The sequence below is a fragment of the Specibacter sp. BI4 genome, from assembly GCF_056680095.1.
Window position 1 is genome coordinate 3,015,893 of record NZ_CM155265.1, and the last position, 15,160, is coordinate 3,031,052.

Here is a 15,160-nt window from a genome sequence, read left to right on the forward strand (position 1 = left end):
CACCACAAGCATTAAGGACTCCTCCAATGGCACAGCAGTCTCCCCCCGCGCTGCGGGTGGGCATGGCGGGCTACGCGTTCATGGGCACCGCCCATTCGCACGCCTGGCGCACAGCGCACCGCTTCTTTGACCTGCCGCTCACCCCGGAGCTGACGGCGATCGCCGGACGCAACCAGGCCGGCGTCGAACAGGCCGCCCAGCGCATGGGGTGGGGTTCGGTGGAAACCGACTGGCGCGCCCTCATCGAACGCGACGACATCGACCTGATCGACATCTGCACCCCCGGCAACACCCACGCCGAAATCGCAATGGCTGCGCTGCGGGCCGGCAAGCACGTCCTGTGCGAGAAGCCGCTGGCCAACAGCGTTGCCGAAGCCGAAGAGATGACAGCCGTTGCGGAGGAGGCCGCCAAAAACGGCGTGTTCGCCATGTGCGGCTACTCCTACCGGCGCACCCCGGCCCTGGCCCTGATGAAACGCATGGTCGAGGACGGCCGGCTCGGCACCATGCGCCAGGTCCGAGCCCAGTACCTGCAGGACTGGCTGTCGGATGAAAACGCGCCCCTGACCTGGCGCATGGACAAATCCAAGTCCGGGTCGGGCGCACTCGGCGACATTGGCGCGCACAGCATCGACGCCGCCCAGTTCGTGACGGGCCTGAACATCACAGGCGTCTCGGCACTGCTGGAAACGTTCACCAAGGAACGCCCCGTCGGCGGTGAATTTGTGGGCCTGGGCGGGCACGGCAACATCACGGCAGACACACCGCGCGGACCAGTGACGGTGGACGATGCAGCCCTGTTCACGGCCCGGTTCGACGGCGGCGCGATCGGCATCTTTGAAGCCACCCGCACCGCCCTCGGCCGCAAGAACGCCAACCGGCTCGAGCTCAACGGCACACTCGGTTCAGTCGCGTTCGACTTTGAAGACATGAACTTTCTGCAGTTCTACGACGGCTCCGACGCCGAGGACGCCCGCGGCTTCCACCGCATCATGGTCACCGAACCTGTCCACCCGTACGTGGGCAACTGGTGGCCCACCGGCCACGGCCTCGGCTACGAACACGGATTCACGCACCAGGTGGCGGACCTGGTGACGGCACTGGGGAACCAAACCCAGCCCACGCCGTCGTTCAGGGAAGCCCTGGGTGTGCAAAAGGTGCTCGCCGCCGTCGAGTACAGCGCCGCCAACAACAGTCAATGGACCACCATCAAAGGAAATAACGCATGACCACCACCAAAAACGCACTTGTGGTCCGCGGCGGCTGGGACGGACACCAGCCCGTCGAGGCCACCGAGCTCTTCATCCCCTATCTGCGCGAGAACGGCTTCACAGTCCGAGTCGAGGAGGGTCCGGCGGTCTACGCCGACGCCGATTACATGGCCGGCGTGGACCTGATCGTGCAGTGCAACACCATGACGACCATTGAAAAGGAGGAGTTTGAGGGTCTGCGGGCCGCCGTCGAAAACGGCACAGGGCTGGCCGGCTGGCATGGCGGCATCGCCGATTCGTACCGCAACAACTCCGACTACCTGCACCTGATCGGCGGACAGTTCGCCTGCCACCCCGGCAAGCATGCCGATGAACACACCGGCGAGCAGTCAGACAACTATGTTCCCTACACCGTCACCATGACGCCGGAGGGTGCCAGCCACCCCATCACCGAAGGCATCGGCGACTTCGACCTGGTCACCGAACAGTACTGGGTCCTGACCGACGACTACATCGACGTGCTGGCCACCACCACCCAAAAGGTGCGCGAATGGGATCCCTGGAATCGCGAGGTCATCTCCCCCGCCATCTGGACCCGGCAATGGGGCAAGGGCCGAATCTTCGTGGCCACCCCTGGCCACCACGTGGACATCCTGGAAGACAGCAACGTTAAAACCATCATCGAAAGGGGCATGTCATGGGCGAGCCGCTAAACATCCTGAACATTGGCATTGTGGGCTGTGGGAACATCATCGCCCAGTACTTGGGCACGCTCCCGTCGCTGGAGACGCTCCGGCTGGTTGCCGTGGCCGACCTGGATGTGTCCCGCGCCGAGGCAGTGGCTGCGGACCTTCCCGGCGTCCGTGCCCTGTCGGTGCAGGAGTTGATGGACGACGACGAGGTGCAGCTGGTCTTGAACCTCACCATCCCGGCGGCGCATGCACAAGTCGCGCTGCAGGCGATCGCCGCCGGCAAGCATGTCTATGGCGAGAAGCCGTTGGCGGCCACCGCCGAAGAGGCAGCCGAAGTCTTGGCTGCCGCGGCAGCCGCCGGCGTCATGGTGGGGTGTGCCCCCGACACCGTTTTGGGAACGGGCACGCAGACCGCGCGCCGGGCCATTGACGACGGCTTGATTGGCCGTCCCATCTCGGCCACAGCCACGATGATGAACCCTGGGCATGAGCGCTGGCATCCCAACCCTGACTTCTATTACGTTCCCGGCGGCGGCCCGTTGCTGGACATGGGACCCTACTATGTCACCTCCCTGGTGACACTGTTGGGCCCGGTGAAATCCGTTATTGGTGCTGCCAGCCACACGCGGGATACCCGCACCATCGGCAGTGGTCCGCGGGCCGGGGAAGAGATTCCGGTGACAACCGACACCCACGTCAGCGGCGTGCTGGTCCACGAGTCCGGCGCCCTGTCCACCCTGATCATGAGCTTTGATGCGGTGGCAACCCAGGCCAACAACATTGAAATCCACGGCGACAGCGGCTCGCTCATTGTCCCGGACCCCAACAGGTTCGACGGCGACGTCAAGCTGCGGCGTCTCAATGCCGGGGAACCCGGCGGCAAGGAGTGGACGACACTGCCGGTGTCAGGCGGCTACGTGGACGGTTCACGTGGCATCGGCCTGCACGACCTTGCCGCGACAGCCGCGGGCGCCGAGCCCCGCGCCGGGGGTTCCCTGGCCTTCCACGCGCTGGAAGTCATGGAGGCAGTGTTGACCTCGGCCCACACAGGCCGGCTCGTCGACATTGCCAGCACGTGCCCGCGTCCGGACGCCGTCCCGCTCACGGAGCCGGCCAACATCAGGACGACCGTGGCCGGTTCCGTCCAAGGATAAACAAAGCAGGCAAACAGCCCCTGTGCGCGTGCGCACAGGGGCTGTTTGCCTGCCACCGGAACCTTCGGTTTCGCCGGCCGGGTGGCATTTCCTAGTCGGCGAAGACAGTCCGTGCCAGGAAGTCGTTGCGGAACTTGCCGCTTGGATCCAGCGAACGGGCCAGCGCCTTGAACTCATCGAACTTGGGGTACAGCGGTGCAATGGCTGCCGCAGCCACGGTAAAGACCTTCCCCCAGTGGGGCCTGGCGTTGAAAGGTGCCAACGCTTGTTCAATCAACGGCAGCACGCCTTCCACGGCATCCTGGTCCAGCCGCCACGTGAAGTGCAGCGCAATGCCGTCACGTCCATGGTTGCCGCTCAGCCACAGGTCGTCGGCGGCAATGGTGCGGATCTCTGCCACCAGCAACAACGGCGAAATGACGTCCGTGAGCCGCCGCATGGCTGTCATGGCCGCCGCCGCATGCTCACGGGGCACGAGGTATTCGCTTTGAATCTCATCGCCGTTGCTTGGCAGGTAGTCCATGCGGAAGTGCGAGAGCCGGTCCGAGGCGTGTCCGGCCAGCCCCAGTTGCGGAGTGCAGTTCACGGCAGAGACTCCCGGCAGCGGGTGCCGTTCGCTGGGCGACGCCACGCCGCCAAAGAGCGTTTCCGGGAAGTTCCAGGTGAGCCCGTCCCCCAGCCGCTGCTTGAACCAGGCCTGCTCCACGGTGTCGCCGCTCCAATCGGTGAAGAGGCTGACTGAATAGGCGCTGGAGGTGACGGCGTCGTAGTTCGCCAGCACCGTGTCCCAGGGCAAGTCTGTGTAAACGTGCTGGGCAACCATGAAGTCCGGCTCGATCCGCAAAACAACTTCGGTGACAATGCCCAGGGCACCAAGGCCCACCACGTAGGCCGGAAAATCGGGCGTTTCCGCACGCGTCACGGTGTTCAGCGCCCCGTCGGCGCCGACAAACGTCAGGCCCAAAACGGACGTGGCAAGATTTCCGTTGCCGTTCCCCGATCCGTGGGTCCCGGTTGCGATGGCGCCGGCAATCGAAATGTGCGGCAGCGAGGCCAGATTGTGGAGCGCAAAGCCTTGCTTCGCCAGTTCCGGTGCAAGCACACCATAGGTGGTTCCTGCACTGACGCTGACAGTGAGGTTCTCGGCGTCAATGCGGATGTTTGGCGGGATGTTGGACAGGCTGACAAGCACGCCTTCGGAATCAGCGAGTGAATTAAAGGAATGCCGTGATCCCAGGGCACGCACCTTCGGTGCTGCCGCCACCAGCGCGGCGAGTTCCGCCACTGTCCCGGGGCGGTGGATGGTGCCGGCACCGTAGCTGTAATTGCCCGCCCAGTTCCATTCGATCATGTCTACTTCCGCTGTCATCGGACACCCTTCACTGCTTCAACAAACCTTAATATGATGTGACTAACAACATATCAAGTTGAGGGATGAGAATCCACTATTTAGGCGACACAAATATGCAATACGCAACAAGGACACCGGCCACGAAATGCTGGCAGCTGCGTCAACCGCCAAGTGCCTGCAGCTGCGTAAGGCAGCCATCATCTCCGGGCCATCCCCGGCCGTGTGGATCACCGCCTTATGTTGAGTTATCCAACTTAACATTTGCCCAGTTCCGAGGGCCGCAGCAGCGGGCACGCTCCGGAGCTGCACGCCTGCACGCCTGCACGACTGCCCGGCAGGCCTCTGGCGGCCGCGCGGGGTGGTGGAATCACGGTTACTGCTCCCCCTGCAGGCCGGCCTTGATCTCGGCCTTCAGGACCTTCCCCACTTTCGACCGCGGCAGGTCTGTCCAGACCTCGATCCGCTTGGGCGACTTCACGCTCCCCAGCTCGCCCTTCACAAATACCAGCAGTGCAGCCACGTCCACCGGCACTGCCGGGTCGGCCTGCACGACGGCGCTCACCTGTTCGCCCCACTTGGCGTCGGGTCGGCCTGCACCACGGCGCAGTCCCGCACACCCGGGTACCTCATGATGGCCTGCTCAACCTCGGCGGAGTACACGTTGAAGCCCCCGGTGATGATCATGTCCTTCGCCCTGTCAACGATGAACAGGTAACCTTCGGCGTCCAGATAGCCAATGTCTCCGGTGTGGTGCCAGCTGTGCCGGTTCGCCTCGGCTGTGGCTTCGGGGTTCTTGTAATAGCCGGCCGTCACCAGGGAGCTCCTGACCACAATCTCACCGCGCTCCCCGCTCCCCAGCTGCCGTCCGTCGTCGTCCATCACGGCGACAGTCACCAGCGGGGCGGCGCGGCCGGCGGAGGACAACCGTTCCGTGGCGATCGATCCGTCCGGGCGAAAATGCTCGGCCGGCGACATGGGTGAGATCATCATGGGCGCCCCGGTCTGGCCGAACAGCTGCGCCATGACCGGGCCGATCCGGGTGAGCGCCTCCTCCAGCCGGGAGGTGGACATGGGGGCCGCGCCGTACCAAAAGCACTGCAGCGAGGACAGCCGGCGCGCGTCCAGATCGGGCAGGCCCAGCAGCATGTAGATCAGGGTCGGCGGCAGGAAGGTGTGGGTCACCCGATGCCGCTCAATCAGCTCCACAAACTCGCCAATGTCGGGCTTGGGCATGATCACGATCTCCCCGCCGCTCGCCAGGATCGGGAAGCACAGCACCCCGGCGGCATGCGTGAGCGGGGCCAGGGCGAGGTAGGCGGGGCGCCCCTGGAACTGGTAGCTCATGAGCACGATCGCCGTCATGGTTTCGATGTTGCGCGTGGTCAGCATGACGCCCTCGGGCCGGCCAGTGGTCCCTCCGGTGCCGACGATGATGGCCAGGTCGTCGACAATCCCACCGTGCCCGCCGCCCGGGAGCCCGCCCGCTTGGGGCACGCCTGTTTTGGGCGCGGCGCCGGGATCGATCCAGTCGTCGAAGGAGGTGCCGAACTCCGACGGGCCGTCAAGGCAGACAACCGTTGCAACCTTGGGGAGGTTCGGCAGGATCCCTGCCACCATGTCCGTAAGACTCGACTGGAAGATGAGCACCCTGCAGTCGAAACGCTCAAGCAGCTCCCTGTTTTCACCCGCCTCACTGCGCGGGTTGATGGGGCTCCAGACGGCACCTGTCCGGGAGATGCCAAACACCACGGTGAACGCGGTGGGGTCATTGGCGGAGAGGATCGCCGCCGTCTCCCCCGGCCCCACGCCGCTGGCGCGCAGGGCGCCTGCAATGCGGAAGCTGAGCTCCTGCACCAAGGCCCGGTTCCTCGAGCGCAATGTTCGCTGCTATTTCACCGGTGGTGTGCATCTGTGCGGTGCCCGGTGCCAGCAGCAGCCCCCTGTCCGCAAATGCGGGGCCCCAGGTTTCGGCGCAGTGCATGACCCAGTCCTGTTCGCCGGTGGTGTCAAGGTAGTGGGCACCACCGGCCAGCGCCGCTTCGACCACTTCGCCGCCATGCTTGGTGAACGGCCCGGCCGTGTTGCACACAACGCTGGCGCCGTCGAACAGTTCGGTGAGCGCGGCAATAGTGTGCTCAACCTGGACGACGTCGTACTCCACGGTGTCGATGCCGGGCACGCGTTCAACAACCTCACGCACCCTGTCCCCGTCACGACCCGCCGCGATGAAGGGCACATTGAATTCACGCAGGTATTCGATGATGAGCCGCCCGGTATAGCCGGTGGCCCCGTAAACAACTACCGGTTTTTTCTTCGCTGTGGTGTTTTCTGTGGTGTTCACTGTCATGACCCATGCCGCCGTCGACGGCAAGTCCTGATCCGGTGATGAACCCGGCGGCATCGGAGGCGGGAAGGACGACGGCGTTGGCCATGTCGCCTTGTTCGCCCGGGTGTCCGAGTAGCCGGACAACGCGGGAAACACCATCAGCGCGGAAACGGAGGAGATGTTGACGACCGCCCCGCCCTGGCCCGCCGCGCCGCCGGGTTGCATGGCCTTGAAGGCGTTCTTGATGCCCAGGGAGGTGCCCACAATGTTCACGTCCAGCATTTTTCGAAGCTGTGCCGGGTCAAGTGCGATGAGCAGGCTGGTGATTTCAATGGCCGCATTGTTGACGAGAATGTCCAGCCCGCCGAGGTCGGCAATGGCTTGTGGCATGGCCGCATCCCAGCTGGCCCCGTCGGTCACATCCAGGTGGACAAAGCTTGCCTGTGCCCCTGCTGCGCGGAATTCGGCGGCCGTGGCTTCGCCCGCTTCTGCGTTTACGTCGCCCAGGACGACGGCGGCACCTGCCTGTGTCAGTGCCTTGGCTATCGCTGCGCCCAGGTTTTGAGCACCTCCGGTGACCAGCGCCTTGCGGCCGGTGAGGTCAAAATGGCTCATCCAGAACTCCTCCTTGAGTTGGCTGCACCGACCCCGCCCACCGCTTCTGCCATGCCGGCCATCGTTCCCTCCGCCCACCATGGGACGGGTTTGGACGGGTGTCCAGAGTTTTTTGACCAGTTGTATAAATTCTTGGTGTGGGGCTGCCTTGGTTCCTGCGGCCCGTCTTTTCCGGCCGGATCGGGTTACGGTGGCAGCAGTGGGGTTATAGTGGCGGCAGAGGGGATGTGGTCATGGCCAGTCGAAGCAGTTCCGGAATGCCCGTTAAAACGCCCATTCAGCAGCCGGTCGGGGAACAGCCGGCCGGTACAGAATCGTCCGGGGCAGAATCACCTGCCGCACGGTTTTCCACGACGCGGTCTTCTGCTGCGGTGCGGGTTGAACGCAGGACGGTGGACAAGTTTTCCCTGCGGCGGGCCGAGCTTGCCGCGGCAGCCTTGGCAACCCTGTCGGAGTTCGGGTACGCACGGACAAGCCTGCGCGAAATTGCCCAGAAGTCCGGCTTCTCGCACGGCGTCTTCCACTATTATTTTCGTGACAAGGTCGAGCTGATCACGTACTGCGTGCGCGAATACAAGAGTGCCTGCGTCGCCCACTATGAAGAAATAGCCGCAAACGCAAGCTCCGCCGAACAGGTTCGGCTGGCGTTTGCCGCCGCCCTGGCAGCGTCGGCCCGGGACGACACAGCCATGCACAGGCTCTGGTACGACCTGCGCAACCAAAGCATGTTTGGCGACGACTTTCAGGCCGACGTAGCCGAGGTTGACAGCAGCCTCGAGCAAATGGTTTGGCGGATCATCACCGCTTTCGCAGAATTCTCCCATGCTGAGGTGGCGCTCTCCAGCAGTAGCGTGTACGCCGTTTTCGATGGCATGTTCCAGCAGGCCCTCCTCGGCATCCACACCGGCAACAACGACGCCGTAGCGGCCCTGCAGGAAGGTGTTTGGCAGTTGCTGCCGCGGCTGCTTGTCGGTTTCGGCTCCCCCTCCACCGGCTGACAGCCGCCGAGATGGCAGATCATGAGAGCCAGGCAGTGCAAGTCACCCCGAGTCCGTTGCCCTCATGGTGGCAGCGCTGAGTTCAGAGCCGTGTCAACCCGTTCCCCACGATGACCACGCCGATCATCATCAGGATCAAGATGGTAACGGTGCGGTTGTTCCTGGCGATCCAGGCACGTGTCTCCAGCAGCCACGCTTCCGTCTTCACCGGCGCCACCAGGGTCCCTATGACGGGTACTGCCACGGTCGAGGCGGACAGAACAGTGTAGACACAGACGACGACGGCGGCACCGCCCACTGTGAGTGCACCACCGTGCACGGACAGGGCTGCGGCCGAGCTCAGCAGAATGGATTTGGGACGCAGGTTCAACACAAACCCCAGGCCAAACGACGCCCACGGCCCCAGCGACCCAACACCGGAGAGCCACCTGGGCTCACGCCCGGCGGTACTGCCGCTCGAACGGCGCCATACGATGACAGCAAATGCCACCAACGCAAGTCCAATCACGATCTGGGCAATGCCGTTCACCAGCTGCTCCTGTCCATTCCCCGATTCGGGAATGACCGATGTAAGCAGGATGAGGCCCACAAACACGCCGGAGATCCCTGACGTCCAACCGACCAGATAGGGCACCGCCGAGCGCCGCTTATTCTTTGACAGCAGGATCAGGATGGTTGCCATGATCGGCACCGAGCTCAGCGCCGATGCGAGAGCGATGGGCAGGAGATGGCCGAGCACCTGCATCATGTCGCAACCGCATGATCGCCGGGCGGGTGGTCGCCGGGCAGATGATCACCGTCCACCGGCTCCCTGTTGTTGCCAGCTCCAACCAGGCCTTCGTGAGCCATTGCCTGCGTGTTCCGGAGGAAGACGATCAGCCAGCTGAAGATCAGCAGGAACGCGACGAGTTCGACTGCGGTCAGGTTGTAGTAACCGGTCGCAAAAAGCACCGCCAGCACAACGATGATGGCGACGAAGACATATCCGAGCATGACAAAGACTCGCGGCATCGCCGGAACGAATCGGTGCAGGCCGAGCACCATCGCGACGTAGACGGCTGCCATTCCGGTCGCTGCCACATTGTGGGCAGTGAGAAACTCATCGACAGGGAAGACCCCCACGCAGGCCAGCAGGACCCCGATGAGCACGAGTGCGCCACGGACCAGCTTTCGCCCGTTCAATTCCCTGTCGCCGCCGACCGGGATGGACGCCGTCGCGTAGTGGGCAATGGTCGTCACGATCACACCGGCGATGACGAGGGTGAGGTTGAACGCCAGTGCTGAGATGTCGTCAGAGATGCCCAGGGTGCTCAGGTTCTTCTGCCACCACAACGGATCGGTGGCGCTGAGCATGCTGGTGAATGACCCAACAAGAAGAAAGGCCACCAGAACCACAGACAGCTTCATGGGAGTCAGACCGACAGCACTGAGGAATACGACATACGAGGTCACTGCGACCGCCACCGCCGCGAGCAGCACACCCGGGATGGTAAAAACGACGGCACCCGTGAAACTCTGGCCCATGATGTCGGCGACCGCAAGCCAACCCAGCAGCGCGATGAAGGCATGTGCCAGCGACAGCGCACCAATGTCGTACCAACGGAGGTGCACACCCGTGGCCTGGGGCGGCCGTCTGTCAATCGTGCGGGTGCCACTGTCGGCATTGAGCAGTACGCGCGCCATGAGTGTCGTGACAACTGCAGCCACGGCAGCACCGAGCGCCACGAACTGGCCCACCGATCCACGACCGGAAATGGGCAGGTCACGGTCCCAAAACGCAATCCCTGCGGCAATGGTCCCGGCGACGAAAACGGCGGCACCAACGAGGAGTGCTGACGACTCCAGCGATTCGGAGCTCGCGACCGGGTGTCGCAGCAGCTGCCTTAACGATGCGGACTGGCTCACGTTGGCACCCCTTCCGGATATTTCAGGTCTCGTTGGGTGGACGCCGTACTATGCCCAAGGTAGCCTTCGCATGCAGCAGGCAAATCATTCCCCGTGGGTGACATTGCGGGCCGCCAGTGGAACAGGGCCTTCTCGTGGTTCCCGATCCCGCAGTGGTGTCCTCAACGCTCCCCCGCGGCACCTGCTGCCGGATCGGAGACCGGGTGATGCCTCGGCAACAGGCTGAGGGCGGTGAGGGGGAACAGCAGGCAGGAAAGCATGCCGGCCCCCACAAGTGCGGATGCCGTCGCGTGCGTCAGGATGCCTTCCGTGACGCCAATTTCCGTGACCGCGACGATGAGAGCCAGCGACGTCGCACTGAAGAGCCCGAGGGAGATGCGCTGGCGGGACGTGGCCCCGGGCGGTGCCGCGAATGCTCCTGGCACTCCCCGCACCACGAGGAGCGCTACAAGGAATACCGGCACCAAAAGCAGTGTCGAGGCCGAACTCGTCAGGGCGGCCAGATCGAAGGTGATCCCCGTGGTGATGAAGAAGATCGGCACGAGGAAACCGAAGGCGAGCGCTTCGAGCTTGGACTCGACAAGGTGGCGGTCCCCCTTGCTCGCACCACCGAGCACGACACGGCTCAACACACCGGCCGCGAAGGCGCCAAGGAGCATGTCGAGCCCCATGGCGGCGCTCAGGGCGACAAGCGCGATGATGGCCAGCAGTCCAATCCGCACGGCGAACTGGCCGCTGGTGTGCAGTGTGGTGGTGATGAGGCGGTGCAGCCGTATGTTCTGAAGGCGCCCGGCCAGAAGGATTGCCCCGACGGTTATTCCGGTAAACACAATGACGACCACGAGTGCTTCCGCCGGACGCCGTCCGCTGAGGAACAGCGAGATCGCCAACAGCGGTCCGAACTCACCGGCGGCACCCACCGCGATCGCCGAGGTGCCGAAGGCACGCTTGAGCAGCCCGGCGTCGCGCAGCACCGGCATGATCGTGCCCAGCGCGGTTGTGGTGAGCGCAATCCCGACGATGATCCCCGCATCCATTGACGGAAAGATGAGCAGGCCAATGCCCACCCCGAGCGCAAGCGACCCCAGCCACCCGATGGCCGCACGACGGAGCGGACGGCCACGGATGAGCTCAAAGTCGATCTCGTTTCCAGCCATAAAAAATAGCAGTGCCAGACCAAATTCAGACAACAGTTCGATATGTTCATTGGCTGTCGCCCATCCCAGCAGGCTGGGCCCTATCGCAATTCCCAGGAGGATCTCGAAGACCACGATGGGAATGGGTGCGAATTTCCGGCTCAGGCGAGCGAGCACCGGCGCGGCGACAGCGACGGAAGAGACCACAAGAAGCGAGACCAGGTCCTCAGTCATGTTGCACCCGCTGTGCAGGGCCGTCGACGGTCCGGGTGGCGGGCAGGCTCGTCTGCACCACCCTGCCGGTTGGTTCCTGAACCTGAGAACTTGGTGTGCAGCCCCGGGGTTCCGAATTGCCACTGACAGTGAAGTCTTCACAAGTCAGAAAGGACGCATGGTTCACCCCGAGAACATAAGCGGCCACCGCGATAAAAAGCACCGAAGCGATGACGAGGGCGCGACGTGCCAGTGACAGCCCGGCGCCGAGTTCGGGCCAAATGATGCGGGCCAACACCCACATTGTTGCTGGGATTCCCAATACGGCAACGGCGCTGCCCAAGACAAACGTCGCCACGTGGAGTGCGCCCCCGTCGCTCCTGCCGACAATGGCGAGCACCAACCACAGGCTGGGCAGCAGCAAGGCAACAACCCGGCGCATGCGGTACCGCTCCCCTCCGCGACGGAATATGACGACCAGCAACGCAGCTGTTGCGGCGGCCCAAACCGTCAGAATTTGCTCAAAAAACAGCCTTCCCCATGCCCCCAAGGTGAACGAAGGCCACCAGATGGCAATGCACATGCCAACGACTACGACCCCCTGGGCCCGGGCAGGTGTGTCAGTGGCCGATTTCGGTTGCCCTGAAGACGTCACGTCACAGCACCTCCTACTCCGTTGTGGGCCATTTTTGGGAACGGGGCGGCAGGAATGGGATGACCGCGGCTACCCTGCTCTGGGGCACGATCATGGTTCCGCCTATCCGTTCAGCGCCCTTCCCTTGACCAGGGCGTACTCCTCGGCGGTGATCGTGCCGGCGTCGAGCAAAGCGCGTGCCTTGCTGATCTCGTCGCTGGGGCTTGAGCCAGCCACCGATCGAATGTATGCCGATTGGGCGTCGTGGCGGGAAGCGACCTGTTGCTGGTTCCTCGCCGCCATGCCGTCCCCGCGCGCAATCAGATACACGAGGATGGAAATGAACGGGACGAACACCAGGCAGATGAGCCAAATGGCTTTGAACCAGCCATTGAGTGCCTTGTCCCTGAAAAGATCCGAAATGACCGAAAAGAGCATGGTCAGAAATGCCATAAAGGCGTAGATCCAGAATAGGAACCAAAGAAAGTCCCAGAAATTGCTCAAGAAATTCATTGTCACTCCTTGTTGACGGGTGCGTCCGGGAGGGAAACCTGCGCTAGTTCGAGCTCTCCCTCTGCGGTTGGCCCGCGGGCACGCGATTTCCCATGTCTCGAAGTATCCACCGGCGGCTCCCAAGGTGCGTCACCCGGTACGGATGAACTTTCTTCGGGCAGCTCTTCCCACAGTCAAGGTGGGGTCGGTCGGGGCAGCCTGGCGGGCTGTCATGTCGTATCCGCGGCATGTTCGTGGACCACCATCTCCGGGGCCCGCGCCACCAGCAGCCAAACGGGCAGCACCACGAAACACAGAATAGGCAGCAGGGTGATGTCCCCGGCCACCACAATGGCAATGAAGAGTGCAATCCACCCGTCGCGTGACACGGCAAGGACCGCCCCCAATGCGCCGCAGGCAATTGCCAGGCCAAGGGGGACCTGCGGAAAGATTGCCTGACCCAACAGCCCCACCGCGACACCGATAAAAACGCCCGGGAAGATCCGTCCCCCGCGGAACCCCGCGGTCGCGGCAATGAGAAGGGCGGCGAGCTTGATCACAATGATGAGCACGAGTTGCCAAGGGGTGACATCCTCCGCACGCCGCACGAGCTCCACCATCTGCGATCCACCCTTGAAGAGCGTCAGCGGACCCCCCAAGACCCCCAGCAGGCCTAAGAGCAGTCCTCCGAGAGTTGTGTAGAGAAGTGGCCATTTCAGCCGGCGAAAGTTCCGGTGCAGGGGCTGAAACAATGAGGCTCCGAGGAGGCCGATGAGGGCAGCTGCGCAGGCCACAGCGATGGCCGCAGGCAGAAATACCAGCACGGGGGATGCCAATGGCGGCACATCCCGCGCCACGAGTTGGGGACCATCGAGAAACACCATTGTCATTGATCCTGTGCTTGCTGCCAGCAGCGGCAAGAAGAGCCTGTCCCACAGCATTCCCCCTGCTTTTGCGGCCGAAACGACACCCGTGAGAACCAGTATGGCGGCCACAGGTGTGCCGAAAAGAGCACCAATTGTCCCGGCAGCGGTCACCATGATCACCAGCTCAATACTGATGCTGGGCCAAAAGCGGGCAACCAGTGCAACGAGAACGGCTGTGTTGATGGCGATGATCGGCGTCTCCGGCCCCAGGCTCACTCCGCCAGCCAAACCCAGCACGGTCACGGCGACGAGCCCCGGCACCGCAACGAGTTTTAGTGGTGGGGCAATGAGATCGACCGTAGCGGAGTCCCTGCCCGCATGGCCCGGAACATAAGTGACAATCAAACCAATGGCAAAGCCTGTGATGCTCAGGACCCCGAAGGTCCACCAACCCGAGCCGGGCGAAAAGCCCCACAGCAAAGGCAAATCCTCCCAGAGGAACCCTTCAATGCGGTGCGCTGCCTCGTCCACGACGAACAGGCCCACTGCGGAAATGACACCCACGATGATCGCCGGTATCGATAATTGCAGTAGTGACCTTATGGAAGGCACCTCTTGTACGCTCACGACACTTCTCGTCCTCAGCTTGTACTGGTGCAAGTCACCCGGAGGGCTGGTTCCCAGCGGGCGAAAAGGTTGCGAGCTCGATCGTTTTGCCGTGCACCCGCAGACTGGACGATTCAGGCACCTCTTGCCAGGCGCCCTTCATGTCTCCCAGGGGTTCGGAAACGACCAAACGCGCGTTGGTGGAGAGTTCCTGCAGCAGCTCATTGGCTGGATGCAGGGCACGAAGCGCCTCAACGTCCGTGCTGAAGAAGAGCGAACGTGAATTCCTGACGCTGGAATAGCGGAATGCCCACGTCGATTCTCCGTCGGTGGTCGCCACAGTCATCTGGATGGGGTGCTCGATTCCGTGCTGGTGTCCGATCCGCTCGATAAAGGCGACGGCCTCGGCTACGGCCCGGGGAGCGTTCAGCGCCAGACCGAAGGTCAGGGCCAGATAGAAAAACAATTCCGAATCTGTCGATCCCTCGATTTGCGGGAAGAATTCCGGGTCGACGGCAAGGGTCAGATCACGTTTGACTCGCGGAAAATCGGTGATGACCCCGTTGTGCATCCACAACCAACGTTCGTGCCGGAATGGATGACAGTTTGTTTGCTGGACCGCAGATCCTGTGGAAGCCCGGATATGGGCAAAAACGCGTCCGGAATATGCTTGGGCTGAAAGTTCCCGCAGATTTCGGTCGTTCCATGCCGGCTCCGTGCTGTGGAAAACTCCGGGACGGGGCAAGGTGGAATACCAGCCGACCCCGAAGCCATCCCCATTGGTCGTTTCAGCCCCCATTGTCGAATGTTTGCTTTGGACCACGAGTGAGTGCTCGGGTCCATACAGCAGATCTTCAAGGTTCACGGGTGAACCGGAGTATGCAAGCCAGCGGCACATGAGTAGTCCTTTCCAACACCCATCACAGCACGGCAGAAAATGCGGCGGATCACCCCTCTCGGG

Annotated in this window: 15 protein-coding genes; 4 read left to right on the forward strand and 11 right to left on the reverse strand. The window is 63.1% G+C overall.

The window, feature by feature from the left end:
* Positions 1–26 precede the first annotated feature (26 nt).
* From AC1L6K_RS13850 to AC1L6K_RS13860, 3 genes are read left to right on the forward strand one after another with little or no spacing between them, the layout of a single operon-like run.
* Positions 27–1,229 carry a Gfo/Idh/MocA family protein gene (locus AC1L6K_RS13850; protein ID WP_480949445.1) on the forward strand — a complete coding sequence of 401 codons (1,203 nt, stop codon included), beginning with the start codon at positions 27–29 and terminating at the stop codon, positions 1,227–1,229.
* Positions 1,226–1,924 carry a ThuA domain-containing protein gene (locus tag AC1L6K_RS13855; protein ID WP_480949446.1) on the forward strand — a complete coding sequence of 233 codons (699 nt, stop codon included), beginning with the start codon at positions 1,226–1,228 and terminating at the stop codon, positions 1,922–1,924. Before AC1L6K_RS13850 ends, AC1L6K_RS13855 begins: the two co-directional genes overlap by 4 nt.
* Positions 1,909–3,057, forward strand: a complete 1,149-nt coding sequence (locus AC1L6K_RS13860) for a Gfo/Idh/MocA family protein (protein ID WP_480949447.1) — start codon at positions 1,909–1,911, stop codon at positions 3,055–3,057. The genes AC1L6K_RS13855 and AC1L6K_RS13860 overlap by 16 nt, the downstream gene beginning before the upstream one ends.
* A 91-nt stretch (positions 3,058–3,148) precedes the next feature.
* Here the strand turns inward: AC1L6K_RS13860 and AC1L6K_RS13865 are convergent, their stop codons facing one another.
* The 4 genes from AC1L6K_RS13865 to AC1L6K_RS13880 all read right to left on the reverse strand — a co-directional run bounded on the left by AC1L6K_RS13865 (position 3,149) and on the right by AC1L6K_RS13880 (position 7,349).
* The gene (locus AC1L6K_RS13865) at positions 3,149–4,426 is read right to left on the reverse strand and encodes an FAD-binding protein (RefSeq protein WP_480949448.1); all 1,278 of its coding nucleotides are present in this window, start codon (positions 4,424–4,426) and stop codon (positions 3,149–3,151) included.
* Positions 4,427–4,781: 355 nt separating this feature from the next.
* Entirely contained in the window at positions 4,782–4,970 is a 189-nt protein-coding gene (locus AC1L6K_RS13870; RefSeq protein ID WP_480949449.1) for a hypothetical protein, read from the reverse strand.
* A complete protein-coding gene (locus tag AC1L6K_RS13875) occupies positions 4,967–6,262 on the reverse strand; it encodes an AMP-binding protein (RefSeq protein WP_480949450.1) in 1,296 nt (431 codons plus the stop codon). The genes AC1L6K_RS13870 and AC1L6K_RS13875 overlap by 4 nt, the downstream gene beginning before the upstream one ends.
* Positions 6,174–7,349 (reverse strand): SDR family NAD(P)-dependent oxidoreductase, encoded by a 1,176-nt coding sequence (locus AC1L6K_RS13880; protein WP_480949451.1) that lies wholly within the window; start codon positions 7,347–7,349, stop codon positions 6,174–6,176. Before AC1L6K_RS13880 ends, AC1L6K_RS13875 begins: the two co-directional genes overlap by 89 nt.
* Before the next feature lie 257 nt (positions 7,350–7,606).
* Here AC1L6K_RS13880 and AC1L6K_RS13885 point away from each other — a divergent pair, with 257 nt between their 5' ends.
* The gene (locus AC1L6K_RS13885; RefSeq protein WP_480949452.1) at positions 7,607–8,347 is read left to right on the forward strand and encodes a TetR/AcrR family transcriptional regulator; all 741 of its coding nucleotides are present in this window, start codon (positions 7,607–7,609) and stop codon (positions 8,345–8,347) included.
* A gap of 82 nt (positions 8,348–8,429) precedes the next feature.
* Here the strand turns inward: AC1L6K_RS13885 and AC1L6K_RS13890 are convergent, their stop codons facing one another.
* The 7 genes from AC1L6K_RS13890 to AC1L6K_RS13920 all read right to left on the reverse strand — a co-directional run bounded on the left by AC1L6K_RS13890 (position 8,430) and on the right by AC1L6K_RS13920 (position 15,097).
* Positions 8,430–9,095 carry a GAP family protein gene (locus AC1L6K_RS13890; RefSeq protein WP_480949453.1) on the reverse strand — a complete coding sequence of 222 codons (666 nt, stop codon included), beginning with the start codon at positions 9,093–9,095 and terminating at the stop codon, positions 8,430–8,432.
* Positions 9,092–10,252: a hypothetical protein gene (locus tag AC1L6K_RS13895; RefSeq protein WP_480949454.1), complete on the reverse strand. Its 1,161-nt coding sequence runs from the start codon at positions 10,250–10,252 to the stop codon at positions 9,092–9,094. The genes AC1L6K_RS13890 and AC1L6K_RS13895 overlap by 4 nt, the downstream gene beginning before the upstream one ends.
* Positions 10,253–10,413: 161 nt before the next feature.
* Complete coding sequence (locus AC1L6K_RS13900) at positions 10,414–11,622, reverse strand: cation:proton antiporter (protein WP_480949455.1); 1,209 nt, start codon at positions 11,620–11,622, stop codon at positions 10,414–10,416.
* A complete protein-coding gene (locus tag AC1L6K_RS13905) occupies positions 11,615–12,256 on the reverse strand; it encodes a hypothetical protein (RefSeq protein ID WP_480949456.1) in 642 nt (213 codons plus the stop codon). The genes AC1L6K_RS13900 and AC1L6K_RS13905 overlap by 8 nt, the downstream gene beginning before the upstream one ends.
* Positions 12,257–12,358: 102 nt before the next feature.
* On the reverse strand, positions 12,359–12,748 hold the full coding sequence (locus AC1L6K_RS13910; RefSeq protein ID WP_480949457.1) for a hypothetical protein: 390 nt from the start codon (positions 12,746–12,748) through the stop codon (positions 12,359–12,361).
* A 209-nt stretch (positions 12,749–12,957) separates the two neighbouring features.
* Positions 12,958–14,220, reverse strand: coding sequence for an ion channel protein (locus tag AC1L6K_RS13915; RefSeq protein WP_480949458.1), 1,263 nt, complete (start codon positions 14,218–14,220; stop codon positions 12,958–12,960).
* Positions 14,221–14,254: 34 nt separating this feature from the next.
* The gene (locus tag AC1L6K_RS13920; RefSeq protein WP_480949459.1) at positions 14,255–15,097 is read right to left on the reverse strand and encodes a class II glutamine amidotransferase; all 843 of its coding nucleotides are present in this window, start codon (positions 15,095–15,097) and stop codon (positions 14,255–14,257) included.
* Between the last annotated feature and the right edge of the window lie 63 nt (positions 15,098–15,160).